The 25308-nt window shown below is 59.0% G+C and carries 25 protein-coding genes; 17 read left to right on the forward strand and 8 right to left on the reverse strand.

Annotated elements, in window-relative coordinates:
* The first annotated feature begins 21 nt into the window (after positions 1-21).
* From tilS to ACRQ1B_RS02550, 3 genes are all read left to right on the forward strand, one after another.
* Complete coding sequence (gene tilS / locus ACRQ1B_RS02540) at positions 22-1350, forward strand: tRNA lysidine(34) synthetase TilS (RefSeq protein ID WP_432292094.1); 1329 nt, start codon at positions 22-24, stop codon at positions 1348-1350.
* 122 nt (positions 1351-1472) lie between these two features.
* A complete protein-coding gene (gene ftsH, locus ACRQ1B_RS02545) occupies positions 1473-3407 on the forward strand; it encodes an ATP-dependent zinc metalloprotease FtsH (RefSeq protein WP_432292095.1) in 1935 nt (644 codons plus the stop codon).
* Between the two features lie 211 nt (positions 3408-3618).
* Positions 3619-3909, forward strand: a complete 291-nt coding sequence (locus ACRQ1B_RS02550) for a hypothetical protein (RefSeq protein ID WP_432292096.1) — start codon at positions 3619-3621, stop codon at positions 3907-3909.
* A 76-nt stretch (positions 3910-3985) separates the two neighbouring features.
* On the opposite strand, the gene ACRQ1B_RS02555 is transcribed toward ACRQ1B_RS02550, so the two are convergent.
* The gene (locus tag ACRQ1B_RS02555; protein ID WP_432292097.1) at positions 3986-4525 is read right to left on the reverse strand and encodes a cytochrome b; all 540 of its coding nucleotides are present in this window, start codon (positions 4523-4525) and stop codon (positions 3986-3988) included.
* Positions 4506-4982: a MarR family winged helix-turn-helix transcriptional regulator gene (locus ACRQ1B_RS02560; RefSeq protein WP_432292098.1), complete on the reverse strand. Its 477-nt coding sequence runs from the start codon at positions 4980-4982 to the stop codon at positions 4506-4508. Before ACRQ1B_RS02560 ends, ACRQ1B_RS02555 begins: the two co-directional genes overlap by 20 nt.
* A gap of 125 nt (positions 4983-5107) precedes the next feature.
* Here ACRQ1B_RS02560 and ACRQ1B_RS02565 point away from each other — a divergent pair, with 125 nt between their 5' ends.
* From ACRQ1B_RS02565 to ACRQ1B_RS02575, 3 genes are all read left to right on the forward strand, one after another.
* Positions 5108-5575 carry a DUF1772 domain-containing protein gene (locus tag ACRQ1B_RS02565; protein ID WP_432292099.1) on the forward strand — a complete coding sequence of 156 codons (468 nt, stop codon included), beginning with the start codon at positions 5108-5110 and terminating at the stop codon, positions 5573-5575.
* A gap of 199 nt (positions 5576-5774) precedes the next feature.
* Entirely contained in the window at positions 5775-7127 is a 1353-nt protein-coding gene (gene glmM / locus ACRQ1B_RS02570; RefSeq protein ID WP_432292100.1) for a phosphoglucosamine mutase, read from the forward strand.
* A gap of 223 nt (positions 7128-7350) precedes the next feature.
* On the forward strand, positions 7351-8187 hold the full coding sequence (locus ACRQ1B_RS02575; RefSeq protein ID WP_432292101.1) for an outer membrane protein: 837 nt from the start codon (positions 7351-7353) through the stop codon (positions 8185-8187).
* Positions 8188-8362: 175 nt separating this feature from the next.
* Here ACRQ1B_RS02575 and ACRQ1B_RS02580 read toward each other — a convergent pair whose 3' ends face one another.
* A complete protein-coding gene (locus tag ACRQ1B_RS02580; RefSeq protein WP_432292102.1) occupies positions 8363-9001 on the reverse strand; it encodes an outer membrane protein in 639 nt (212 codons plus the stop codon).
* A 410-nt stretch (positions 9002-9411) separates the two neighbouring features.
* Between ACRQ1B_RS02580 and ACRQ1B_RS02585 the strand changes: the two genes are divergently transcribed.
* Positions 9412-10020, forward strand: coding sequence for an NAD(P)H-dependent oxidoreductase (locus tag ACRQ1B_RS02585; protein ID WP_432292103.1), 609 nt, complete (start codon positions 9412-9414; stop codon positions 10018-10020).
* A gap of 193 nt (positions 10021-10213) precedes the next feature.
* Here ACRQ1B_RS02585 and ACRQ1B_RS02590 read toward each other — a convergent pair whose 3' ends face one another.
* Complete coding sequence (locus ACRQ1B_RS02590; RefSeq protein WP_432292104.1) at positions 10214-10858, reverse strand: outer membrane protein; 645 nt, start codon at positions 10856-10858, stop codon at positions 10214-10216.
* A 439-nt stretch (positions 10859-11297) separates the two neighbouring features.
* On the opposite strand from ACRQ1B_RS02590, the gene ACRQ1B_RS02595 reads away from it, so the two are divergent.
* The 5 genes from ACRQ1B_RS02595 to ACRQ1B_RS02615 all read left to right on the forward strand — a co-directional run bounded on the left by ACRQ1B_RS02595 (position 11298) and on the right by ACRQ1B_RS02615 (position 16000).
* Positions 11298-12479, forward strand: coding sequence for a phosphoserine transaminase (locus ACRQ1B_RS02595; protein WP_432292105.1), 1182 nt, complete (start codon positions 11298-11300; stop codon positions 12477-12479).
* Between the two features lie 80 nt (positions 12480-12559).
* Positions 12560-14155 (forward strand): phosphoglycerate dehydrogenase, encoded by a 1596-nt coding sequence (serA, locus tag ACRQ1B_RS02600; RefSeq protein ID WP_432292106.1) that lies wholly within the window; start codon positions 12560-12562, stop codon positions 14153-14155.
* 197 nt (positions 14156-14352) lie between these two features.
* Positions 14353-14676, forward strand: a complete 324-nt coding sequence (locus ACRQ1B_RS02605; RefSeq protein ID WP_432292107.1) for a PadR family transcriptional regulator — start codon at positions 14353-14355, stop codon at positions 14674-14676.
* On the forward strand, positions 14673-15245 hold the full coding sequence (locus ACRQ1B_RS02610) for a DUF1700 domain-containing protein (protein ID WP_432292108.1): 573 nt from the start codon (positions 14673-14675) through the stop codon (positions 15243-15245). Before ACRQ1B_RS02605 ends, ACRQ1B_RS02610 begins: the two co-directional genes overlap by 4 nt.
* A gap of 47 nt (positions 15246-15292) precedes the next feature.
* Positions 15293-16000 (forward strand): GIN domain-containing protein, encoded by a 708-nt coding sequence (locus tag ACRQ1B_RS02615; protein ID WP_432292109.1) that lies wholly within the window; start codon positions 15293-15295, stop codon positions 15998-16000.
* Between the two features lie 66 nt (positions 16001-16066).
* Here ACRQ1B_RS02615 and ACRQ1B_RS02620 read toward each other — a convergent pair whose 3' ends face one another.
* A complete protein-coding gene (locus ACRQ1B_RS02620) occupies positions 16067-16828 on the reverse strand; it encodes an SDR family NAD(P)-dependent oxidoreductase (protein ID WP_432292110.1) in 762 nt (253 codons plus the stop codon).
* A 138-nt stretch (positions 16829-16966) separates the two neighbouring features.
* Here ACRQ1B_RS02620 and ACRQ1B_RS02625 point away from each other — a divergent pair, with 138 nt between their 5' ends.
* Positions 16967-17554: a TetR/AcrR family transcriptional regulator gene (locus ACRQ1B_RS02625; protein WP_432292111.1), complete on the forward strand. Its 588-nt coding sequence runs from the start codon at positions 16967-16969 to the stop codon at positions 17552-17554.
* Positions 17555-17557: 3 nt separating this feature from the next.
* Here the strand turns inward: ACRQ1B_RS02625 and ACRQ1B_RS02630 are convergent, their stop codons facing one another.
* The gene (locus ACRQ1B_RS02630; RefSeq protein WP_432292112.1) at positions 17558-18349 is read right to left on the reverse strand and encodes a hypothetical protein; all 792 of its coding nucleotides are present in this window, start codon (positions 18347-18349) and stop codon (positions 17558-17560) included.
* A 338-nt stretch (positions 18350-18687) separates the two neighbouring features.
* On the opposite strand from ACRQ1B_RS02630, the gene ACRQ1B_RS02635 reads away from it, so the two are divergent.
* Complete coding sequence (locus ACRQ1B_RS02635) at positions 18688-19728, forward strand: Tim44 domain-containing protein (RefSeq protein ID WP_432292113.1); 1041 nt, start codon at positions 18688-18690, stop codon at positions 19726-19728.
* A 48-nt stretch (positions 19729-19776) separates the two neighbouring features.
* On the opposite strand, the gene ACRQ1B_RS02640 is transcribed toward ACRQ1B_RS02635, so the two are convergent.
* Positions 19777-20277 (reverse strand): DUF1810 domain-containing protein, encoded by a 501-nt coding sequence (locus ACRQ1B_RS02640; protein ID WP_432292114.1) that lies wholly within the window; start codon positions 20275-20277, stop codon positions 19777-19779.
* A 123-nt stretch (positions 20278-20400) separates the two neighbouring features.
* Between ACRQ1B_RS02640 and ACRQ1B_RS02645 the strand changes: the two genes are divergently transcribed.
* Entirely contained in the window at positions 20401-21522 is a 1122-nt protein-coding gene (locus ACRQ1B_RS02645; RefSeq protein WP_432292115.1) for a mechanosensitive ion channel family protein, read from the forward strand.
* A gap of 18 nt (positions 21523-21540) precedes the next feature.
* Here ACRQ1B_RS02645 and greA read toward each other — a convergent pair whose 3' ends face one another.
* Positions 21541-22023, reverse strand: coding sequence for a transcription elongation factor GreA (gene greA / locus ACRQ1B_RS02650; RefSeq protein WP_432292116.1), 483 nt, complete (start codon positions 22021-22023; stop codon positions 21541-21543).
* 418 nt (positions 22024-22441) lie between these two features.
* Between greA and ACRQ1B_RS02655 the strand changes: the two genes are divergently transcribed.
* Entirely contained in the window at positions 22442-23344 is a 903-nt protein-coding gene (locus ACRQ1B_RS02655; protein WP_432292117.1) for an energy transducer TonB family protein, read from the forward strand.
* Positions 23345-23496: 152 nt separating this feature from the next.
* Positions 23497-25308, forward strand: a complete 1812-nt coding sequence (locus ACRQ1B_RS02660) for a putative bifunctional diguanylate cyclase/phosphodiesterase (protein ID WP_432292118.1) — start codon at positions 23497-23499, stop codon at positions 25306-25308.

Below are 25308 nucleotides of genomic sequence, written 5' to 3' on the forward strand. Positions count from 1 at the left end.
ACCTTAGCGCCTCCAGACGCCATGGCCGTTTTTTCGGATAGCAGCCAGCCGCTGATGTCGGCGCTCTCCGGTTTCCTGGCTGATCTGGAAAAGCCCGCACACCTTCTCGTCGCCATTTCCGGCGGCAGTGATTCGACCGGGCTGCTGGTCGGCCTCTCATCCCTTCTTTCCGGTTTTCCTGATATCCGGTTGTCCGCCGCCACGATCGATCACGCGCTGCGCTCCGAGGCGGCAGCCGAGGCACGCGCGGTTGCTGAACTCTGTGCTCATCTCGGCATTTTTCATGTCACCCGCTGCTGGCAGGGCGAAAAACCCGCCTCCGGCATTTCGGCGGCGGCGCGGGAAGCCCGATATACGCTGCTGTCGCAGATCGCCGATGAAATCGGCGCGACTGCCATTGTCACCGGCCACACGGCGGATGATCAGTTGGAAACGGTGGTGATGCGGGCGGAGCGATTGCCGGCCTCTTCCTCAAGAGAGACGTTCATCGGAGGCACCCCATCCCCCGGTCTCTCCGGCATGGCCCCGGCAACATTGCTGGACGGTCGCCATTGGATCCTGCGTCCGTTGCTTGGCAGCAGCCGGGCCGATATTCGCGCCTATCTCACCGGGCAGGGTTACCGATGGATCGACGATCCCAGCAATAGCGACCCGCATTACGAACGTGTCCGTATCCGCCAGACAATCGCATCCGATGTGACCGCCATCGACCCGGCCGCCATCACGGCTGCCGGGCAGGCAAGGGGGCACCTTGCCCGGAACGCCGCCGACTGGCTTGCCGTACATGCCACAATCGAACATGCCGTCATCGCAAGAATCGCGCCGTCCGGCCTGTCGGAAGACCCTTCGACCGTCCGCCATGCGCTCTCCACCCTGGCTGCCGTGCTCGGCGGGCGCCCGCACATGCTGTCGCGCGAAAATGCCGGACGGCTGATGACGTTTGTTGCCAGCGGAGCCCATGGTCGTATGACGGCTGGCCGCGTCATTTTCGATATGCGTCGCGACGGCCTTTACCTGCTGCGGGAAAACCGCAGCTTGCCGCACATGACCGTTCAGCCGGGCAGGGCGGTGATCTGGGACGATCGTTTTTTCGTCGCCAACCATTTGCTGTCGCCGGTTGAGGTCATGCCCGGACATGGCGATGCCGTGCATTTCGAAACCGTACCGTCCGGCCTCGCCAGACTTGCCTCCCGCGTCTTGCCGCAGGTGGCACATTCACATGAGACGGATGTTTCGGTGGCACCCCATCTGTCGTTGTTCGATCGGTTTCTGCCTGTCTTCGATCTGCCGCTTGCCGGCCGGATTGCCGGGCTCATGGGCCGCGCGCCCTATTTATTGCCACCCGTTTAACGCTTTCGCACGGAAAACGTGAAGGTTACTGGCGCTTTGCCTTGGCAACGGCCTGCCACAATCCTATGTTAGGGACCAATAAAGGCGGCGGCCTAAAGCTGTCGTGCATATCGGGGAGTTCGATGAACCCAAATTTTCGTAATTTTGCTCTGTGGGCGGTGATCGCCCTTTTGCTGATCGCGCTTTTCAGCATGTTCCAGACGGCGCCGTCGCAAACGAGCTCGAGAGAGATTCCGTACTCGAAGTTTCTGAGTGACGTCGATGCCGGCAAGGTCCGCGATGTCGTCGTTACCGGCAACCGTGTGATCGGCACCTATACGGATGGTAGCCCGGGATTTCAGACCTATTCTCCCGTCATCGACGATTCGCTCATCGACCGGCTGACCAACAAAAACGTTCAGGTTGCCGCGCGCCCCGAGCAGGATGGTTCCTCCGGTTTTTTAAGCTATCTCGGCACGCTGCTGCCGATGCTGCTGATCCTCGGTGTCTGGCTGTTCTTCATGCGCCAGATGCAGGGTGGATCGCGTGGCGCCATGGGTTTTGGCAAGTCGAAGGCGAAGCTTCTGACCGAAGCGCATGGCCGCGTCACGTTTGACGATGTCGCCGGCGTCGATGAAGCCAAGCAGGATCTGGAAGAAATCGTCGAGTTCCTGCGCGACCCCCAAAAGTTCCAGCGCCTTGGTGGCCGTATTCCGCGTGGCGTTCTGCTCGTCGGCCCTCCGGGCACAGGTAAGACGCTGCTCGCCCGCTCGGTTGCCGGCGAAGCCAACGTGCCGTTCTTCACGATTTCCGGTTCGGACTTCGTTGAAATGTTCGTGGGTGTCGGTGCATCCCGCGTGCGCGACATGTTCGAGCAGGCCAAGAAGAATGCGCCCTGCATCATCTTCATCGACGAAATCGACGCCGTCGGCCGTCACCGTGGCGCAGGCCTCGGCGGTGGTAACGACGAACGCGAACAGACGCTCAACCAGCTGCTCGTCGAGATGGACGGCTTTGAGGCGAACGAAGGTATCATCCTGATCGCCGCCACCAACCGTCCTGACGTTCTCGACCCCGCGCTGCTGCGTCCGGGCCGTTTCGACCGTCAGGTCGTGGTGCCGAATCCGGATATCGTCGGCCGCGAGCGCATCCTCAAGGTCCATGCCCGCAACGTGCCGCTGGCGCCGAATGTCGATCTCAAGGTTCTCGCCCGTGGTACGCCCGGTTTCTCCGGTGCCGACCTGATGAACCTCGTCAACGAAGCTGCCCTGATGGCCGCGCGCCGCAACAAGCGTCTCGTCACCATGGCTGAATTCGAAGACGCCAAGGACAAGATCATGATGGGCGCGGAACGCCGTTCGTCCGCCATGACCGAGGCCGAAAAGAAGCTCACCGCCTATCACGAAGCCGGCCATGCCATCACGGCGCTGAAGGTCGCGGTTGCCGATCCGCTGCACAAGGCGACGATCATTCCGCGCGGCCGTGCGCTCGGCATGGTCATGCAGCTGCCGGAAGGCGACCGCTATTCCATGAGCTACAAGTGGATGGTATCGCGCCTGACCATCATGATGGGTGGCCGCGTTGCCGAAGAACTCACGTTCGGCAAGGAAAACATCACCTCTGGCGCATCATCGGATATCGAGCAGGCTACCAAGCTTGCCCGCGCCATGGTCACGCAGTGGGGCTTTTCCGATATTCTCGGCCAGGTCGCCTATGGTGAAAACCAGCAGGAAGTGTTTCTCGGTCACTCGGTTTCTCAGTCCAAGAACGTCTCGGAATCGACCGCCCAGAAGATCGACCAGGAAGTGCGACGTCTGATTGACGAAGCCTATCAGGAAGCCCGCCAGATTCTCACCGACCATCACGATGGTTTTGTGGCGATTGCGGAAGGTCTTCTCGAATACGAAACGTTGACCGGTGAAGAAATCAAGTCACTGATCAAGGGCGAAAAGCCGTCGCGCGATCTCGGCGACGATTCCACTCCGAGCCGTGGTTCGGCTGTTCCCTCCGCCGGACCGAAGAAGGATGAGCCGAAGGGCGACGCCTCCGAAGGCGGTCTGGAGCCGCAGCCGCACTGATATGTGCGACGGTTGTTGATATGGAGCCACCCTTGCGCGAGTAAGGGTGGTTTTTTTGTTTAGGTCATGGCGTCGGTCTGGATCGACACCCGACCCACCGCGAAAGCGAGATCCTCGCTCTTACGCTTCCGTCGTCGTCTACATTGCGGTAGACCCAAGTGTGCGGCGCAACGGCCTGCGCAAGCGACATTGATTTCGAAAAGGTTGCCCGATGAAAAAGCTGCTTGTACTTTCGGCTCTGATGATGGCGCTTGCCGGCTGTAGCGGCACAGGCAATCCGGAATTCGCCGCCATTGATTTTGCGCCCAATATTCCCCCGATCGCCGGTAGTCTCAAATATGGCCCGCAATCGAAGGGGCGTTACCGGAACATGCCGGCCGGCTACACCTTTACGCACGAGTTCATTGGCAGTTTCGGAAGCCGCGTCAGCGAGCGTTACCGCGTCAACGAAGATGGCAGCATTGAGCTGCGCAGCCGCAGGATTTCGCCGATCAAGTTCTGAAGGCCACCCCTTCGGACAAAAGATGGCCTTTCTGGGAAAGCCGCAGTTTGCAGGCCTCACGCGGCGTGTTTGCCGGTCAATTATCGAGTGTGCGTGGGAGCCACATCCGGCCGAGCAATCCATCACGGCGAATGAATTGATGGAAAACCACGGCTCCGACATGCGCGATGAAAAGTGCGATCAGAAGTTTTGCGCCAAGGCCATGCGGCGTTCGGGGCGGGTAATCGTGGAAATTCGGTAGGGCATCGCCATGGATGAGCGCCGGGCCGGCAGCGCTCAACACCATGGTGCCGATGCCGCTTGCGATCATGCCGAGAATGACAATGTAGAATGTGAGATGAACCAGGTTTGCCAGCCGGGTCTGCCATTCATGCGCATCCTGCAGTGGCTGCGGTTTCCGATCGAAGAATGACCACCAGAAAATTCGCAGCGCGGTGAGCAGCAAAACGATAAGCGCCGCAGCGATGTGCAGGCGCAGTAAAACGGTTTTTGTGGCTGAAGCGATAGCGTTGTCCGCCAGCGCTCCCATCAGGAATGCGAAAATGATGAAAATGGCTGCCAGCCAGTGCAGCGTAACGGCGACAGAACCATATTGTCTAGGTGTGCTCCTCAGCATCTTGCTCTCCTTCGAGCTTTTGTCGCAGCGTGGCCAGGACATGCTGCGCTGTCTTGATGTCCTCAAGTGGAATACCCTCGGCCAGTTCGTTGACCTTCGGGTTGTAGTCGTTGATCGCGGCGTCGAATGCCTCTCGGCCCTTGTCCGTCAGCACCACAAGATGCGCCCTGCGGTGATGCGGATTGGTCTCAAACTTGACGATCCCATCCTTGTGCAGGTCGTTGACGATGCGTTGCACGTTCTGCCGGTTCGCACCGAGGTCACGCGCAAGCCACGACACCGGCTGCGGTCGTTGTGAATGAGCAATCGCCCCAAGAATCTGCCAACGGGCACTGGTCAGCCCGAATGGAGCGACCAGCCGATCTCCCCAGAGCAGGGTGAGATTGTTCACCCTGAAAAGGCTGAGGATAAGATCGGTCAAAACTTCACCGGCTTCGTTGCGATGCGATACGCTCATTTGTCACCATGATTGTTTATTGACATTATGATGTCAAGTTGATTTGTTTGAACAATACCAAGTTGACATCGTGATTACAAATTTGGTGGCAGGTTTTGCCTGCGTTGGTGCGGGGAACGACACACATGATCTCTTTTTTTAGAATTCTCGCGGTCATCGGGCCTGCCGTGGGGGCTGGTGTCATGTTGGCGATCGGCCTCATCCTCGGGGGGTATTGGGAAAGCCTGCCACCGGCGGAATTCATCGAATGGCTTGTCGATCACGGATGGCGGCTTCCGCCGGCGATCGAAGCGGGGATGATACCGGGCATGGTCGGGATATTGGCCATGCTCTGGCTTGACCGTCGCGATGCCGCACGCCGACGTCTCTGGTTCGGTTCTGCCGGCTGCATTGCCGCTGTTCTCGTGCTGACCTTTGTCTGGCTCGTTCCGGCCGAAGCGGCCATCGTGGATGGGTTGGTTCGGTTCGCTGAGGTGGCTGAACGGCGCGATGTGTGGCTTCTGATGCAGAATGGCCGCGTTGTTCTGGCGCTCGCCGCTTCCGTGCTTGGCACGCTGGCAATCACCGTATTTGCCGGTGGTAACAAGATGTAATCCTTTTTGACGCTATTTTACGTGTCTGATCGAGAAAACTGTGTCATCACGCGGCTCTCTGATTGCACGCGCATCGAGCGAATTTTGTATGAATGACAAAGCCACAGGTAAGGCTTCCGCACCAAAAGCGGTGAAGCCGACAACGGCCAAAACAAAGACAGCGCGCTCCAAAAAGCTGCGCGAACCCCAAGGAGTTTCCATGACACGTCGTTATTTCGGCACCGACGGCATTCGCGGCCAGTCCAACGTGTTCCCGATGACGCCGGATCTGGCCATGCGTGTCGGCATTGCCGTCGGCACGTTGTTTCGCCGCGGCAGCCATCGCCATCGTGTCGTGATCGGCAAGGATACCCGTCTGTCCGGTTACATGCTGGAAAACGCGCTGGTCGCCGGTTTCACCGCCGCCGGTCTCGACGTCTTTCTGCTTGGACCGATCCCGACGCCGGCCGTCGCCATGCTGACGCGCTCGCTGCGCGCCGATATCGGCGTGATGATTTCCGCCTCGCACAACCCGTTCGAGGATAACGGCATCAAGTTGTTCGGTCCGGACGGCTACAAGCTCTCCGACGAGCTGGAGATGCAGATCGAGGACCTGCTCGACAAGGATATCTACGCGCAGCTCGCCAAGCCGCATGAAATCGGCCGTGCCAAGCGCGTCGAGGGTGACATCTATCGTTACATCGAACACGCAAAACGCACCTTGCCGCGTGATGTGACGCTGCAGGGGCTGCGGATCGCCATCGATTGCGCCAATGGTGCCGCCTACAAGGTTGCGCCGCTGGCATTGTGGGAACTGGGTGCCGAGGTCGTCACCATCGGCAATGAGCCGAACGGCACCAACATCAATCTCGACTGTGGCTCGACCAGCCCGAAAGCCTTGCAGAAAAAGGTGCATGAAGTGCGGGCCGATATCGGCATCGCGCTCGATGGCGATGCCGACCGTGTCATCATCGTCGATGAAAACGGCCAGATCATCGATGGCGACCAGTTGATGGCGGTGATCGGCGAAAGCTGGGCGGATGCCGGCACGCTGCGCGGCAATGGCATCGTCGCCACCGTCATGTCGAACCTCGGCCTTGAGCGCTTCTTGGGTGACAAGGGCCTTTCGCTTGCCCGCACCAAGGTGGGCGACCGTTATGTGGTCGAGCATATGCGCAACCATGATTTCAACGTCGGTGGCGAGCAGTCCGGGCATATCGTTCTCTCGGATTTCGGCACGACCGGCGATGGCCTTGTCGCCGCGCTGCAGATCCTTGCCCGCGTGAAAAAGCTGGATCGCCCGGTCAGCGACATCTGCCGCCGTTTCGAGCCGGTGCCGCAGCTTCTCAAGAATGTGCGTTTTGCCGGTGGCAAGCCGCTGGAGGAGACGATCGTGCGTCAGGCAATCGCCGATGCGGAGGCGGAACTGGCCGGCAAAGGCCGTCTGGTCATCCGCCCGTCGGGCACCGAGCCTTTGATCCGCGTGATGGCGGAGGGTGATGATCGCGCCCAGGTGGAGCGTATCGTCGATGGCCTGATCGGCATTATCGGCAATGTGCGCTCCGCTGCTTGATTTCTAAATTCGCATAAACTGAAATATATTGCGGCGGCTATATTTAGTCGCCGTTTTTCTTGGTTTTTACTTGCGCTGATGAGGGGGATTTACTTCCCCATTAAATATAAATCCTTGTCACTTATGCTTAATGGCTCCTTAACCTTTATCGTTAATGATCGGGGATGAAACAAGCTGGGAGTAAAGCCCGGCATGAAGAATTCACAGCCCCGGAGTGGAAGCCATGAAGAAAATTCTGAGCGGTGCGGTCGCCCTTCTTTTGGCGACGACTGCCGCTAATGCCGCAGACCTTTATCAGCCGCAGCCGGCCCCGCTGGACGCGGCACCGGAAGTCGAAATCCAGCAGTCGTCGGGCGGCTGGTACCTGCGCGGTGATGTCGGTTATTCCTTCAATAAGCTGCGCGGCGCCCGTTTCTATCAGGGCGGCTTTTCGGGTGACGAAGTGGATTTCGCCTCAGCCCGCGTCGATGACAGCTTTACGGTCGGCGGCGGCGTCGGTTACCAGTTCAACAGTTACCTGCGCGGCGACGTTACCTTCGATCACATGACGAAGGCCGATTTCCGTGGCGGTACGATCGGCACCTGCCCGGGTGGCACCGTCTGCACCTCGGACGACCGTACGGCTTTCCGCGCCTATTCGCTGATGGCCAACATGTATGTCGATCTCGGCACTTACGCTTCGATCACGCCTTATGTCGGCGCCGGTTTCGGTGCGACTTATGTGAAGTGGGACCGGTTGCGCAACACGATCTGCGACGATCCGGACGCCGGTGGTTGCTACACGACCGAACACGGCGGCAAGGGCAAGTGGCGCGCCACCGCCGCCCTGATGGCCGGTGCTTCCGTCGATATCACCTGCAACCTCAAGGCCGATCTCGGTTACCGCTTCCGGTATGTCGATGGCGGCAACATGTTCGGTTACGCCGACAATGGCGGCCCGGGCCGCGACAAGGGTTTTTACACCCACGAAGCACGCCTTGGCGCCCGTTACATGTTCAACAACAATTGCAGCCAGCCGGTTGCCTACGAGCCGGAGCCTGCTCCGATCGTCTACAAGTAAGTCATTATAGTTTCAAAAGAAGCCGCCCTTCACGGGGCGGCTTCTTGCGTTTCCCGGTCGTAGGGAGGTGCGCGTTGCGCATCCTTCTGGAAAACAAAAAGGGGCCACGGCGGGCCCCTTTTCGCTATCGGCAAAGTCACCCCGGCGGCGGGCGAGGGGACTTTGGCGAAAAAAATCAGAACTTGAAGCCGAGGCCGACCTTCACGACGTTCTGGTCGAGATCGACATTCAGGCCGGGCAGCACGTTCTTGTCGCCAAAATCGTTGTGGCGGAATTCGCCGCGCACGAAGATCTTGTCGGTCACGGCGTAATCGACGCCGGCCGCGGCGGTCCAGCCGCTGAAGGTTTCGCTTTCTTCACGGCCAAGTACCTTCACGTAACCCTTGGTCATCGTCCAGCCGGCTGCGCCATAGACCATGAAGCGATCGACGGCATAACCGACGCGGCCGCGTGCGGTGGCCGACCAGTCGGTGCCCATTTCTAGCCCGAACAGGCGCTCCTCGTTGAAGTTGTAATCGACATCGCCTTCGAGGCCGACGACGAAACCATTGCCGAACTGCCAGTTATAACCAGCAAAGCCGCCGATCACGCCGCCATCGAAATCCTGCGAGGCGTCGATGATGCCGAGGATGTTGGCCGAGCCATCCATCCAGCCGGCGCCGCCCTGAAGACCGACATAGGCACCCGTCCAGGTGAAAGCGGGCGTTTCGATTGCGGCTGGGGCCATCGGCACTTCGTCGACGGCATCCGCCGCAAGGGCAAAGCTGGAGGTGGAGAGGATCAGGGCCGAAGCCAGGGTGACGGTTTTGAACATGGTGAACTCCGTTATGTGATGCGGAGTCACTAGGGTGTCACCTCAATAAAATCGAAGGTAAAAATACGAAAAATGAATAATTAATATTGACGCTCATCTGATATTCACAGAATAATTCATGTGATATTTTATCATTTATTTAATTATACTTTATAAGCTTGTTGCGCAAATCGCAAATTGTGGCTTTTTTGGGTGTTTTTAGTGTCTTTGCTGATCGTTATGCCTTCATGTAGTCTGTATTCGGACGTTTTGTCCAGGGTGAATATTGCATTCGACAAGACTATGTTGTCGTCGGGGTGTCGCTCTCGGCCGCCGGCGATGCGGTTGACCTGATGGCGTGTCAAAGGTAACCTACTAAAAGTAGTTTTTTGGATGGCTCGTTTTCGACAATCGCAAACCGGAGCATCGTCATGCACGCTCTTATCGTTCTTTCCCACGCCGACAGTTCCTCGCTGACGCATGCCATCGCGGCACGCCTCGGTGACGCTGTCGCCGCCGCGCCCGATGGCAATACGTTCGAGATCGCTGATCTTCACGCCGAGGGGTTCGATCCACGATTTTCGGCAGGGGATCGTGCGGCGCATCGCCATAAGGGGGCAAGGCCTGCCGATGTGGTGGCCGAACAGGCGCGTATCGAGCGCGCGGATACGGTGGTTCTGGTCTTTCCGGTCTATTGGTGGGCGATGCCTGCGCTGATGAAGGGTTGGATCGACCGTGTTTTTTCCAATGGCTGGGCTTATGACGACAGCGGTGAAAAGGTGATCAAGAAACTCGGCCATTTGCCGGTTCATCTTGTCGGCATTGGCGGCGCCGATATGGGGACCTATGAGCGACACGGTTATCTGGCTGCGATGCGCGCGCAGATCGATCACGGCATTTTCGATTATTGCGGCGCGCCGGTCATGCGCTCTGAACTTCTGTTGGAATCGGATGGTTCGGATCAATCCGCCAATCTGAAAAAGGCGCAGGCGATCGGTCGGGATGTTTTTGCTCGCCACATGCGCAGCGATGTCGGCTGACGACGGGTCCGATGCAGGCGGTCAAAAGCCTGTCGGGCGAAGGGCGACAAAAAGGGGCCGTAAGGGCCCCTTTTCGCCACTATCAAGATCGGCCTCGGCGGCGGGCGAGGGTGACCTTGATCTGCAGCGCACCACCAGGTGTGGCCTTGAAGCGGGATGCGCTGAAGCGGGTTCGATCAGGTTGCGGGACCGATCAGAATTTGACGGCGAGGCCGACCTTGACGACACTCTGGTCGAAATCGACATTCATGCCGCGCACGATCTCCTTCTCGCCGAAATCGCTGAAGCGATATTCGCCGCGTACGAAAATCTTGTCGGTCACGGCGTAATCGACGCCGGCGCCTGCGGTCCAGCCGCTGAACATCCGGCTTTCATCCACGCAGGGATACTCGATATGGCCCTTGGCCATCGCCCAGCCGGCGGTGCCGAACACGAGAAGGCGGTCGAATGCATAACCGAGGCGACCGCGAACGGAGCCTGCCCAGTCGGTACCCATTGTCTTGTTGCAGAAAATTGTTTCGTCATTGGAATTGTATTCAATATCGCCTTCGACGCCGACAACGATGCCGTTGCTGAATTGCCAGTTGTAGCCGGTAAAGGCGCCAAACGCGCTGCCGTCGAAATCCTGCTCGGCATGGTAACGACCGAACTTCTTGCTGGCAGAGCCGTCCATCCAGCCAGCGCCGCCGGAAATGCCGATATAAGCGCCGGTCCAGGTAAAGGCGGGTGTGTCGAATTCGACCGGCGGTGCAGCGCTCTGTTCGATGAGGTCTGCGGCCAATGTCATGGCGGATGTGGATAAAAATAGAGCCGAAGCCAGAATGATGATTTTGTGCATATGCCCTCTCCGTAATTTGGTGAGGGAGGCGTAAGGCGTGATTTTCAGAAAATCCAAGGTATAAATACGATTAACAAGTGCTTAATTTCATTTTTTTCGCAAAATAATGAAAATAAATCCGACATTTTGTATTTAAATAACTAAATATACCTTAGTATTTCATTTTATTTAAACATGATGTGGGCAATATATAGTTTTTAACGTGTCAAATTTCCGATTTAAACTTGAGTATTCTGTGTTTTGTTTGTGTTGTTGATGTGGCCGTCGTGGCGAATTTGTGGTGAAGCCCAATTGATTTGACCGCGCCGTGTTCCCGGCCCGCTTCCGGCATCTGCATACGGACACAGAAAGCCGCTTGCGCAGCTCCAAACTTTCCCATAAAAGCGGCGGCGGGACACCTCTCCCCAACGAGAGGCTAATTACCTGGAAGGGTATACATATGGCCAATGGCACCGCGAAGCCGGACGTACGTCCGAATAATGCCCATTTTTCTTCTGGCCCCTGCTCGAAGCGCCCCGGTTGGTCGCTCGACGCTCTCTCCGATGCCCCGCTCGGTCGTTCGCACCGCGCCAAGGTTGGCAAGGACAAGCTGGCACAGGCCATCAATCTCACCCGTGAAGTTCTGAACGTTCCGGCCGATTACCGTATCGGTATCGTTCCCGCATCCGACACCGGCGCTGTCGAAATGGCGATGTGGTCGCTGCTTGGCGAGCGTGGCGTCGACATGGTCGCCTGGGAAAGCTTTGGCGCCGGCTGGGTGACCGATGTCGTCAAGCAGTTGAAGCTCAAGGACGTCCGCAAGATCGAGGCCCATTACGGCCTGCTGCCCGACCTTTCCACGATCGACTTTGATCGTGATGTGGTCTTCACCTGGAACGGCACCACCTCTGGCGTCCGCGTTCCCAACGCAGACTTCATCCCGGCAGACCGCAAGGGCCTGACCATCTGCGACGCGACCTCGGCCGCTTTCGCGCAGGACATGGACTTTTCGAAACTCGACGTCGTCACCTTCTCCTGGCAGAAGGTTCTGGGCGGTGAGGGCGGTCATGGCATGATCATCCTCTCCCCGCGCGCCGTCGAACGCCTGACCACCTACGTTCCGGCATGGCCGCTGCCAAAAATCTTCCGCCTGACATCCGGCGGCAAGCTTTCCGAAGGCATTTTCAAGGGCGAAACCATCAACACGCCGTCCATGCTTTGCGTCGAGGACTATATCGATGCGCTCGAATGGGCAAAGACGGTTGGTGGCCTCGAAGGCCTGATCGCCCGTGCCGATGCAAATGCCAAGGTGATCTTCGATTTCGTAGAAGTGAACGACTGGATCGCCAACCTCGCGCAGGTCGAGGAAACCCGCTCCAACACCTCCGTCTGCCTGAAGATCGCCGACGCTGACGTCGCTGCTCTCGATGCAGACGCACAGGCGGCTTTCGCCAAGGGCATGGTTTCGATCCTCGAAAAGGAAGGTGTCGCCCTCGACATCGGCGCTTACCGCGACGCTCCGTCGGGTCTGCGCATCTGGGCCGGTGCCACGATCGAAACGGCCGACATGGCTGCCCTGATGCCGTGGCTGACCTATGCGTTCGAAACGCAGAAGGCCGCGCTCAACAAGGCCGCTGCCTGATTTGATTTCCGGTGCCGCCACGTGATGCGGCACCGTTTCATACCGCATTCAGAATTACACCTCTTTTAAGGAGCCCAAACATGGCACCTCGCGTACTCGTGTCCGACGAACTGTCGGAAACCGCCGTCCAGATTTTTCGCGATCGCGGCGTTGAAGTGGATTTCCAGCCGAAACTCGGCAAGGACAAGGACAAGCTCGCCGAAATCATCGGCAATTATGATGGTCTCGCCATCCGCTCGGCCACCAAGGCAACCGAAAAGCTGATCGCCGCTGCGACCAACCTGAAGGTCATCGGCCGCGCCGGTATCGGCGTCGACAACGTTGACATTCCGGCTGCGTCGAAGCGCGGTATCATCGTCATGAACACCCCGTTCGGCAACTCGATCACGACGGCCGAACACGCCATCGCGCTGATGTTCGCCGTTGCCCGCCAGCTTCCGGCAGCCGATGCCTCGACGCAGGCCGGCAAGTGGGAAAAGTCGAAATTCATGGGTGTCGAAATCACCGGCAAGACGCTCGGCGTCATCGGCGCCGGCAATATCGGCGGCATCGTCTGCAAGAAGGCGATCGGCCTTGGCATGCATGTCATCGCTTACGACCCCTTCCTGTCGGCTGAACGCGCGCAGGAAATGGGCGTCGAAAAGGTCGAGCTGGAAGAACTGCTGCCGCGCGCCGATTTCATCACCCTGCACGTGCCGATGACCGACAAGACCCGCGGCATCTTGGGCGCTGAAAACCTTGCCAAGACCAAGAAGGGCGTCCGTATCGTCAACTGCGCCCGTGGTGGTCTGGTCGATGAAGCGGCCCTTGCCGAAGCCATCAAGTCCGGTCACGTCGCCGGTGCCGGTTTCGACGTGTTCGAAGTCGAACCTGCAACCGAGAGCCCGCTCTTCGGCCTCGACAACGTCGTCTGCACGCCGCATCTGGGCGCTTCCACCACGGAAGCCCAGGAAAATGTCGCCCTGCAGGTCGCCGAACAGATGTCGGACTACCTCGTCAAGGGTGCCGTCTCCAACGCCATCAACATGCCGTCGATCACTGCTGAAGAAGCACCGATCCTCAAGCCGTTCATCCGTCTCGCCGACGTTCTGGGCGCCTTTGTAGGCCAGGTTTCGGATGATCCGATCAAGGAAATCGAGATCCTGTTTGATGGCGCGACCGCGACCATGAACACGCGCGCTCTCACCTCGGCGCTGCTGGCCGGCCTGATCCGCAACCAGGTGGCTGATGTCAACATGGTGTCTGCGCCGATCATGATCAAGGAAAAGGGCATCGTCCTTTCTGAAGTAAAGCGTGATAAAACAGGCGTTTACGACGGCTATATCAAGCTCACGGTCAAGACCGAGAAGCAGACCCGTTCGGTTGCCGGCACGGTCTTCTCCGATGGCAAGCCGCGCTTCATCCAGATCAAGGGCATCAACATGGACGCCGATGTCGGCGCCAACATGGTCTACATTTCCAACACCGACGTTCCCGGCATGATCGGCTTCATGGGCACGACCCTGGGTGATGCGGGCGTCAACATCGCCAACTTCCAGCTCGGCCGCGAAGTCGGTGGTGGCGATGCCATCGCGCTGCTTTACGTCGATGCGCCGGTGTCGCAGGCCGTTCTCGACAAGCTGACCGCCAACCCGGCGATCAAGCAGGCCCGTCCGCTGGTCTTCAACGTCGAATAAACAAATAAAAGCAAGAACCTCTGAGGGGTAAGGGAAGGCCCGGCGCTGATGTGCCGGGCCTTTTTTGCGTTGTCGCTAAACCTGTCGGCCGCGCCGCTTCGATGGCACAGGAAAAAGATGATGCCGGATTTTTCGTGTAGTACCTTGCATAACAAGATACCATGCCATATACACAATTTAAGCGAGAGGTTCTGGTCATGGATTCACTTCATGTGCAGCTGCGAAAAGGGGTCCTCGATCTTTGTGTTCTCGCTGTCCTGTCGCGTGGGGAAAGTTACGGTTACGAGATCGCCAGCACGCTCGTCGCCGCGGTCGGCATGGGGGAGGGCACGATCTATCCGCTCATGCGCCGCATGCAGGCGGATGGTCTGGTGGCCACCCGTCTTGAAGAATCCAGCAGTGGGCCGCCGCGCAAATATTACAGACTGACCGCGCTCGGGCAGGCGGCTTTCGAGGCGCACCGCCGTGACTGGCGCGCCTTTTCGGGTGCAGTCGATACACTTCTTGAGGATCTGTCATGACAAGCGATGCCTTTTTGCGCCGCCTGCGGCGCGGACTTCATGGTTTTCCAAACGACGAGATCGAGGAGATCGTCGGCGATTACGCTTCGCATTTTTCCGAATCCGTTGCTGATGGCCGCAGCGAGGCAGACGTGGCGGAAGCGCTTGGCGATCCAGACCGGATCGCGCGGGAAATCCGGGCGGATCGGGGCCTGCGGCGTTTCGAGCAGCACTGGAGCCTGACCAACCTGTTTGCCGCGCTGATGGCGCTTTGCGGTCTCGCCATCGTCGATCTGTTCTTTCTGTTGCCGCTTCTTCTCGTTGTCGTCATCACGGCTTTCGCGCTTACCGTCGTGCTGCTGGCGCTGAGTGCTGCCGGATTGAAAATCATGATCACGGCCGTTCTGCTTCTGCCCGGCATGGCGGTGATGGATGTGCTGGCAAGCCTGTTCATCGGCGCCGGGCTGATCTCATGCCTGATCGGCGGCGGTGCCCTGCTTCTGATCGGCATGGGGGCAGGTGTCCGTATCTTTGGCCATTATGCCCGGCTGCATTTTCGCGTTCTGCAACAGGAGCGCCGGGAAGCCTGAGGCATCCGCCACTTACACATTCACAATTGTCCTTGGGAGATTGGGACATGACACGCAAACTGGCATTCGTAGCGACTGCGGGATTGGTTGGTGCGGCCGTATTCCTGTCTTTAGGCTTCGCGTTGGCGGGCCCGAACTGGCATGATACGGCGTGGCTGTGGATCGCCGACAAATCCACCTGCGGGCAAAAAACATCCGGCCGGGAGGAGGTGACGTTGCCGCTGAGCTCGACCGAAGGTTTTGTCATCCGCATGCCGGCCTCTGTACATTACCAGCCGGGCGGTGAGCCGCGGGCCATTATCAGCGGTGATGCGACTGTGCTCGATCATGTCCGTATCGATGGCGGCCAATTGAGCCTTGATTGCGATCCCGGTTGGTTTTCGCCTCGCGTCGATGTGCAGCTGTCCGGTCCGCCGATCGCCCGCTGGGAAGTTTTTGGCAGCGGCGATCTCGTGCTCTCCGGCATCGATCAGCCCCGGCTGGGCGTGCTGATTAAGGGTAGCGGCAGCGCCACGGCAACCGGAAAGGCGGAGAGGGTGGATGTCACCATTACCGGTTCCGGCGATGTCTCGTTCGAAAAGCTGATCGCCCGATCGGTTGAGGTGGAGGTGCGCGGCAGCGGCGATGTCAGCGTGATGGCGGAAGCGGATGCCGATGTCTTTATTACAGGGAGTGGCGATGTCGAGCTTTTTGGGCCGGCCGTGATGCGGCGACAGGTGGTCAAGGGCAGCGGCAGCGTATCGCAAAGGCAATGATGTCGCCGCTGTAACAAGGTCCCGGCACTTTTGCGCCGGGCCTGTCATCGAACGCGGTTTCAGTCGTCAACTGGCAAGGCCGCCGGCCATATCGATCACGCTGCCCGACATGTAACCGGCATCCGGCCCGGCCAGAAAACCGACAAATGCCGAGACTTCTTCCAGCGTGGCAATGCGGCGGATCGGGTGCATGTCGAGCAAGGCGTCCGGCGGGGTCAGGCTGCCGAGCGCTTCCACCATCATGTCCGTCGGCATCACGCCGGGCTGCACGACATTGACGGTGATGTTGCGGCGGCCGAGATCGCGGGCGACGCCGCGCGCATAACCGTTGATGGCGGATTTGGTGCCGGCATAATCCGCCACGCCGGGAATGATGGCAAAAGTGCCGTTCAGCGAGCCGATGAAGATGATCCGGCCACCATCCGACAGCACCTGGGCTGCGGCGCGCGTTGTGGCGATCGTGCCCATGACGTTGATCTGCCACTGTCGATCAAGAGCTTCCGTGTTGAGGTTGGGATCATCGACCATCTGGCCCTTTGCCACCACCGCCGCATTGTTGACGAGAATATCGAGCTTGCCGAAATGCGCGATCACCTTTTCGACCATTGGCTTTGCGGCGGCCGTGTCCGCCTGGTCGCTCTTGATCGCGAGTGCGCGCACGCCCTTGGCCTTCAGTTTTTCCACGACCGCCTCAGCCTTGTCCGCCGAAGCGACATAGGTGATTGCCACATCGGCACCGAGATCGGCCAGTGTTTGCGCGATTGCAGCACCCAGACCACGTGATCCGCCGGTCACCAGCGCCACCTTGCCCTTCAATGAATTCGACATGTCGGTTCTCTCTTTTCTGCTCGGGTCCGGCCCGGATTCAATTTCGTAACGGTCGTTACGTAACGATCGGTATGAAATTTGACAGAGGTGGTCAAGCGTTTTAATAACGATCGTTATGAAATGGATTGAGGTAAGCTGATGGGGCGCCATCGCGAATTCGATTTGGAGAAGGCTCTGGACGCTGCCATGTGCGTGTTCTGGCGCAAGGGCTATGAAGGGGCATCCTATGCCGACCTCACGCAGGCGGCGGGCGTGGAGCGTCCGGCGCTTTATTCAGCCTTCGGCAACAAGGAAGCGCTCTTTAAGAAGGTGCTGGTGCGCTATTACGAGCGTCACCTTGACTATATCCCCGTCGCGCTGAAACTGCCGACGGCGCGTGAGGTGGCGGCGCATATCCTGTTCAGTGCCATCGATCTCAATACCCGTTATCCGGAACATACCGGTTGCCTCGGCATCAACGGCGTTCTGGCGGGATCGGATGAGGCGGAACCGGTGCGGCTGGCGCTGATCGCGGCGCGTGCGGAAGGCGAGGCGATGTTGCTCGAGCGTTTCGAACGGGCAAAGGCGGAAGGCGACCTGCCGGTGACAGCAAACCCGGACACGCTGGCAAAATTCTTGCTGGCCATCCTGCATGGCATGGCGGTGCAGGCCAAGGCTGGTTTCAGTTCCGATGCGCTGCGGGCCGTGGCGGAACAGGCGCTCTCGACATTTCCGAGTGAACGGTAGGCGTCAGCACCAGATCGCGTTTTCCGGGTTTTCCAAAAAACGAAATCCTGAAAAGAACGACCAGTGATAACCTATTCGGGGACTGCCTTCGGCGCCGACATAAAGGCACATGTGCGCGCGAACAGTGCGATCAGCGGAAAAGATAGATTGAAAAGTCCAGAAGCCGGGCAGGGTTTTCAGTTCCCGGTATTGAAATTTGTTCTTCTGGCCGGCCACGTATAATTTGAACGGCCGGTCACCGGCAAGCTCGGCGATATTGTTACGCATCGCGATGGGGAGAGCGATGCTGATCGTAAGCCAGCAGATCGCCATGGTGACGACACCGGCCAGTGTGAGGCCGAATTGCAACCGCATCCGCTGCCGATTGTTGGTGGCGACGAAGAGGGTGATGACAAGCGTCGGGATCGCCGTCAGTCCGACGCTGATGACGATCAGTGCGGTCCATCCGAGCGCGGGGTCTCTGGACGTGCTGATGAAGGTGAGCACAACGATGAGAACCAGCCCACCTGCGACAATGCTCAACAGCATTGGCTTCCAGATCAGTGACGGGGCCAGCGACAATCCGGCGAAGGTCCCGCCGGCATACATTGCTGCCAACGCCCAGATCAGCATGGGCAACAGCCACGCTGCCATCATCAGCGAGCTTGGTTGCTCCGGCGTGAAATTGTAAACGACCACCAGAATGAAGCCCAGTGAGACGAAGGCGCCAATCCACGCCATGGCCATGCCGAACGTTGCCTTGAGCACACTCGTGGCCACTGCCCGATTTTTGTCGGCAAAATCAAGTGTCTGCATGTGTCTTTGCGGCTCCCGTTAGCCGGTATCTTCGGGTGTCGTGCAAAGCACTGGATTATGGTCCCCAAGGGGCGATGGAGAGGGGGCTTTTACCTTATCTGTGCGGCGCACACGAAATTTCCGTCGCTGCCGAAACCGCGTGTCCGGAAAATTCCCTTATCCGATCAAATGCTTCGGTTGCCTTATCACATCCATGTGAGTGGAGTTCAGTTGGCGGGTCGCGATCTCTTGACTATCTACTGTGGCGGGAAATTGCGGTGATGCCTCTAAAATTGCGAGTCATCCATCGCCATATGATGTGGGACAGATCGCAATCGTGCGGTCAGAAGGAGAGATTGATGTTATCGAAAATTCAGCGGTTCAAGCATGTATTCGCAGTTGCCGCGCTCGGCATTGCGGTATCGCTCGTGGCCGTGGATTTCGCTGAAGCCCGTCGCGGCGGCAGTAGTTTTGGCAGCCGTGGTTCGCGCACCTATTCCGCGCCCGCCACCACCAATACCGCTCCCGGCGCTGCCACCGGCATCAACCGTTCGATGACCCCCAACACGCAGCAGAATGCCGCTTCGCCCGCCGGTGCGGCAGGCGCACAGGCTGCTCAGCAGCAGCGTCGTCCCGGCATGTTCGGTGGCATGGCCGGTGGTCTTCTGGGCGGTCTGGCCCTTGGCGGTCTGTTCGGCATGATGATGGGCAACGGCTTTGGCGGCATGGCCGGTTTCCTGGGCATGCTGTTGCAGATCGCCCTGATCGCCGGTCTCGCCATGCTGGCTTTCCGTTTCTTTGCACGCCGCCAGCAGCCGGCCGGTCCGGCCGGTGGTTACGGTTCGCAGCGTAACGCCCATGATACGCCCCGTGGCGGCAATGGCAGCAATGGCGGCCAGCAGCCCGGTTTCCGTATTCCTTCCATGGGTGGCGGTGCTGCCGCTGGTGCGGCGGCTGCAACGGCTGCTCCACGTCAGGCAGGCCCGCAGACCGACGAAATCGGCATTACCGATCGCGACCTCAACCAGTTCGAAAAACTGCTTCAGGACGTTCAGGGTGCTTATGGCACGGAAGACTACGCGAAGCTGCGTGACCTGACGACGCCGGAAGCCATGTCCTATCTGGCCGAGGAACTTGGTGAAAATGCAACGGCGGGCGTCAAGAACGACGTGAAGGACATCCAGCTCCTGCAGGGTGATCTTTCGGAAGCCTGGCGCGAAAACGGTCAGGAATACGCCACCGTCGCCATGCGTTACTCCAGCATCGATATCATGCGCGACCGTAACACCGGCGCCGTTGTCGAGGGCGACGAGCACACACCGAGCGAAACCGTCGAACTCTGGACTTTTGTCCGAAAGACCGCCGGCGAATGGAAGCTTTCGGCGATCCAGGGGGCATAAGCTCTGCCGGGCGCGTGATCGCGCCCGGACCTGTCCGCGATCAGGCGGTCAGTTCAGAAAGGCCAGTGTGCGTTCGTCACGCCGGCCATCGCAGAATGCATCAAGGGCTTGCTCGAAGAGCGAGCCCTTTTTGCTGACTTCGGCAAACAGCGTCATCGACGAGCAGAATTTCATGTTGTCGGGCGAACCCAGAATGTCATGGGCGGAACTATCGGGGTGCGACAGCATGGCCTGTGTGCATTCCGCCAGCCGCGCGCCCAGAATGGGATCGGCGAGATAGGCTTCCGCCTCGGCCCGAGAGGCAATCGCGTAACGTTGCGCCATCGGAGAGTGGCCGAGCCCCTTGGCTTGCGGAAAGATGAACCACATCCAATGGCTTCGCTTGAAGCCTTCGCGCAATTCCTCCAGCACGGATGGGTAGACAGCCTGCTGGGCGGCGAGAAAGCGGCCGAGGTAGAAATCGTCGTGCCATTCGGCGCGTGACACCGCCTGTTTCGCCTGCGATTTCCTGTCGAACCCGGGTGGCTGGTTTGCCAATGCCTGTACCATGATTGTCTCCTTGTCCTCCTTCCCAACGAGCAAGATCGCAAACAGTTCGCTTCGCTGTTGACGAAAGCGTGAAATTTTCCGGAGAGGGGTTTTATATGCTGCATTGCACCCTAGCTGGGTAGCATGGACCAATTTATTGCTGATTTCCGCGCCTATACCGATTGGCTGCCGAACTGGTTGGTCAGTATCGGCGTGCTCGTTCTTGCGCTTTTCGTGGGGCTTGCAATCCACCGGCTCGCGTTCCGTGTTCTCACCCGACTGGTGGAAAACAAGGACCTGTTCTGGCGGTCGATCGTCTCGCGCGGCAAACGGCCGTTGAAACTGGCCATTCTCACCTTCACGCTTTCATTCGCTGCCACCGTCGCGCCGCTGGCGCCGGGGCCGGCCAATTTCATTCGCCATGTCCTGCTGCTGGGCTTCATTCTTCTTCTGGGCTGGTCGGCCAAGGCTGCCCTGCATATCTGGATGACGGTCTATCTGCGCCGCTTCAAGCTGGATGCGGAAGACAATCTGCTTGCCCGCACGCATGTCACGCAGTCGCGCATCGGCGAGCGCGTGGGTGGTTTCATGATCGTCGCTTTGACGATTGCAGCCATGCTGATGACTTTTCCGGCCGTGCAGCAATATGGCGTCAGTGTTCTGGCATCTGCCGGTGTCGCCGGTATCGTTCTGGGTCTGGCCTTGCAGCCGATGCTGAAAAACATCTTTGCCGGTATCCAGCTTGCAATCACCCAGCCGATCCGCATCGATGACGCGCTGATCGTTGAGGGCGAGTGGGGCAATGTGGAAGAAATCACCTCGACCTATGTGGTCGTGAAGCTGTGGGATTGGCGGAGGATGATCCTGCCGCTCTCCTATTTCATCGAGACGCCGTTTCAGAACTGGACCCGTGAAGGGTCGGCACTGATCGGGACCGTGATGGTCTATCTCGATTATTCGGTGCCGGTTTCGGCCATTCGCAAACGAGTGGAGGAAATCGCCAACGAGTCGAAGATCTGGGACCGCAAGGTGGTCAATGTTCAGGTGACGGATTTTACCGAAAGCGTCATGCAGATCCGTATCCTGATTTCTGCCGCCAGTGCCCCGAAGACATTCGACATGCGCTGCGAAATGCGCGAAAAAATCATCGATTTCATCCAGCGCGAATATCCGGCAGCGTTGCCGCGCGTGCGGGCGGAAGGCGCTGCCAATGCCAATGGCGCCGCCGTCATGGGCGGTGCGCATCAGCATGTGATGCAGAGTTGAGATGCGACTGCGGCCTGCTCACCCGATCGCCACGATTTCCAGTTCCTGTCCACTGAGGCTCACCACATCGCCCACAGCCTTGCCGGACAGTGAACGGGCGACCGGCGAGACGTAGGAGATTGACCCGGTTTTCGGATCGGCCTCGTCCTCACCGACGATACGGTAGGTCTGCACGCGGCCATCGTCGCGCTCGAAGGTGACGGTGCTGCCGAAAGCAACCACATCATTGGACACTGGGGCGGCCATGAGCTGCGCCGTGCGCAGGCGTTCGACAAGATAGCGGATGTCACGCAGCGGGCCCGCGGTCTGCCGCCGCTTTTCGTTGACGTCCTCGATGTCTTCCACGGCGGCATAGGCGGTGCGCGCCGCCTCAAGCTGGCTTTCCAGGGACCTCAGGCCGGTTTCGGTCACGAGATTGGGATGCGGCGAAATCGGTCGCTCAGGCAAAAGCGTTTCGGCCGCCGTTTCCGCACTTTCTTCCTTGGTAAAGGCAACGCTCACGTTACAACTCCGTATGGCAAACGGAGATTATGCCCCGTTTCGAGCCGATATGACAGACCGGCAACCGCCTGAACGCGGGTCTGCGAGGTCTAAAACCATTTTTGGGTGCCACGCAAATTTTGCTGCATCTGCGAACAGTTCAATATTTACTTAATTTGCAATTAATGGTTTTGGTTCATTTTGACCTGAGACCCGAATCGTCGGGCGTCGCCGGATTTTCAGTATGGATACAATCCACAATCTGTTTCCCCTGTTCATCGCTTCCGTCGCCATCTATTTTTTCTTTCGCTGGGTCGTGCATGACATGAACCGCCGCGGCTGAGCCGGGTTCGCTCCCTTTATCCGTCCTGTTTATCTGCTTGAAATATGAGGCAAATAAGCTAGTTTTCGCCGGGCGTATCGTATGGACGGGGATGACATGAAACGGACCGGATTTTTGCTCGTGGCGTTCTTTTGCGCCGCCACAGGCGTGATGGCGCAGAACAAGGGCGCCAGAGTGCAGCAACCACCCGCCAATGAAGCCGAATGGAACGCAGCACTCTCCACTCGCATCTCGCGTTTCGTGCGTTTTCCCAAACCGATCGAAGGCATTAGTGGGCCGCATACGGCAACGGTATCCTTTGTCGTGCACAAGGATGGAATGGTCACTGATGTCGCGCTGAAGGAAAGTTCAGGGGTTCGGCAGGTCGATGACAACGCCTTGTGGGCTGTGTCCCGCATGTCGCCGGTTGCGCCGTTTCCACCCGACATGACGAAGGATATGCAGAAAATCACTGCTCCGATCCGGATGATGCTCGAACTGCCAAACTACACCACCAAGGATACCGCAACGGGTTTCACCTTCACCAGACCGCGCGAGCTGGAGGCAAGCCGTAATATGGAGCCTGCCGGCACCGACACGTTGAAATACGTTCTTGCCAGCACCGTGCCCGATCGTATCCCGAACGTGCAGGAAAAGCCTGTCTGCGAAATCGGTTTCCGCTCATGGGCCAAGGACCATCCGCGTTACGGCTGGTCTCAGGAAAAGCTCAACGAAGCCGCCATGTTCGACGAGCTTGGCGAGAGCGTGCGCGCAGAGCAGGAAGGTGCCGGAAGGACAATCGAGGACAGGCAGGTTATCGACATGAAAGGCGCCAAGGCCGTGGAAATGATCCTGGCGAACGGTTCAGGTCCGGATGCCGAAACTCTGGTGACCTACAACGCGGTTGCCGACACACCGACCGGCCGTATCACCGTTGCTTGTGTCGCTCCGCGCGAGGCGATGATGGCCGCGCGCCCAGTGTTCGAGGCGCTGGCGCAGACGGCGCAGGTCGTACGGTAAAGGCGCCCGCCGTTTTCCGTGTTCGGGCAGCGGCAAATCCGCTGCGCTGTGCGCGTCGCTTTTAAACCTTAGATTAGAATTTAGCGATATATAAAAGGCCCTAGCAATTCCGGTGGTTTACACAGGGGATCGCTTCTTGTCCGGGCCAGACCATGATTCTTGAACTGCAGAATGCCATTCTTGAAATGATCGCGCGGGGCGAACCGCTCGAAACGACGATCGATCTTCTGTGCCGTGAGGTGGAAGTGATCGCGCCGGATATCGTCTGTTCGGTTCTGGCGGTGCGGGAAGGGCTGCTTCATCCGCTGGCCGGCCCGTCTTTGCCGCCACATTTTTCGGCTGCCGTCGATAATCAGCCGATCGGCCCGCTGGCCGGCTCCTGCGGCACCGCCGCGTTTCTGGGGGAGCCGGTGGTGGTGACGGATATCGCCACCGATCCGCGCTGGAGCGCCTTCAAGGCGCTCGCCCTGCCGCTTGGGCTGGTTGCCTGCTGGTCCTCGCCGATCATGGTGTCCGAAAAGGTCGCAGCCACCTTTGCCTTCTATTTCCGTTGCAACCGCGGTCCCAACGAAACAGAGCGGCAGATCGTCGAGGCTTGCGTGCATCTGTGCGCGATCGCCATCGAGCGCAACGAGCGGGTGACGGAACGCGAGCGGCTGACCTATACCGACGCGCTCACAGGCCTGCCCAATCGTGCCCGTTTCAACAAGGTTCTGGCCGGTCTCGACAATGCCATCAGCCCCTGGGGCATTCTGCTTGTCGATATCGACAACCTGAAGCTGGCCAATGATACGTTTGGTCATGCCGCCGGCGATGGCCTGATTCAGGCGGTCGCCAGCCGTGCCTGCGCCATTGGCGGCCCCGACAGCACGTTTCGGCTGGGCGGCGACGAATTCGCCGTCATCGTCTATCGTGACAACGCGCCGAATGACCTTGAAAAGATGGCGGCCGGCATTCTGTCGTCACTCGCTGCTTCGTGCAATTGCGCCGGCCATGTCGTGTTTCCCAAGGCGACGATCGGCGGTGCCATCTGCGGCGAAGGTGAGAGCCCTGATACGGTTCTGCAGAATGCCGATCTGGCACTCTACCATGCCAAGGAGCACAGCCGTGGCCAGTATGTGCAGTTTGCCGACGGGCTCGGCACTGCCATCACCCGTCGCTTCCGCGCCATCCGCGATGTCGGCCTGGCACTTGCCCAGGCACGCATCCACGCCTGGTATCAGCCGATCGTGCGGCTCGATACACGCGAGGTCGTGGGGTTCGAAGCGCTGGCGCGCCTGCGCACGCCCGGCGGCGACATCGTCTCGGCCGCGCATTTCCACGAGGCCACCAAGGACGCGCAGGTGGCGGCCGAACTGACACAATGCATGCTGGAACAGGTGGCGCGCGACATGCGCGTCTGGTTGGACGAGGGCTTGGCGCTACAGCATGTCGGCGTCAATCTTTCCGCCGCCGATCTTGCGGGCGGCAACCTCAATGACCGCCTTTGCAAGGTCTTTGCAGATGCCGGTGTGCCCTTGAAACACGTCATCGTCGAAGTCACCGAGTCCGTCTATTTCGGTCAGGGCGGGTTCGATATCGGCGACGAGATCCGAAAACTGCGTGGCAGCGGCCTGCGCGTGGCGCTCGATGATTTCGGCACCGGCTTTGCGTCGCTCACGCACCTGCTGACGGTGCCGGTGGATATCATCAAGATCGACAAATCCTTTACCGACCGTCTGCGCCCAAGGGATCCGGCCGCCTTCATCGTCGAGGGTGTCATCGATATCGCCCGAAAGCTCGGCATTCGCGTCGTGGCGGAAGGCATCGAGGAAAATGCGCAGGCCACGCAACTGCTCGATCTCGGCTGCGCGCTTGGCCAGGGTTATCTGTTTTCCAAGGCCGTCGATCGTGATGCCGCAGCTGTGCTTTTGCGCAATCGCGGGCAAGCGGTGAGAGAGCCGGGCCAACACCGACGAGCCTAA

Source organism: Endobacterium panacihumi (assembly GCF_050847465.1).
In the GTDB taxonomy this organism is placed as follows: Bacteria; Pseudomonadota; Alphaproteobacteria; order Rhizobiales; family Rhizobiaceae; genus Neorhizobium; species Neorhizobium panacihumi.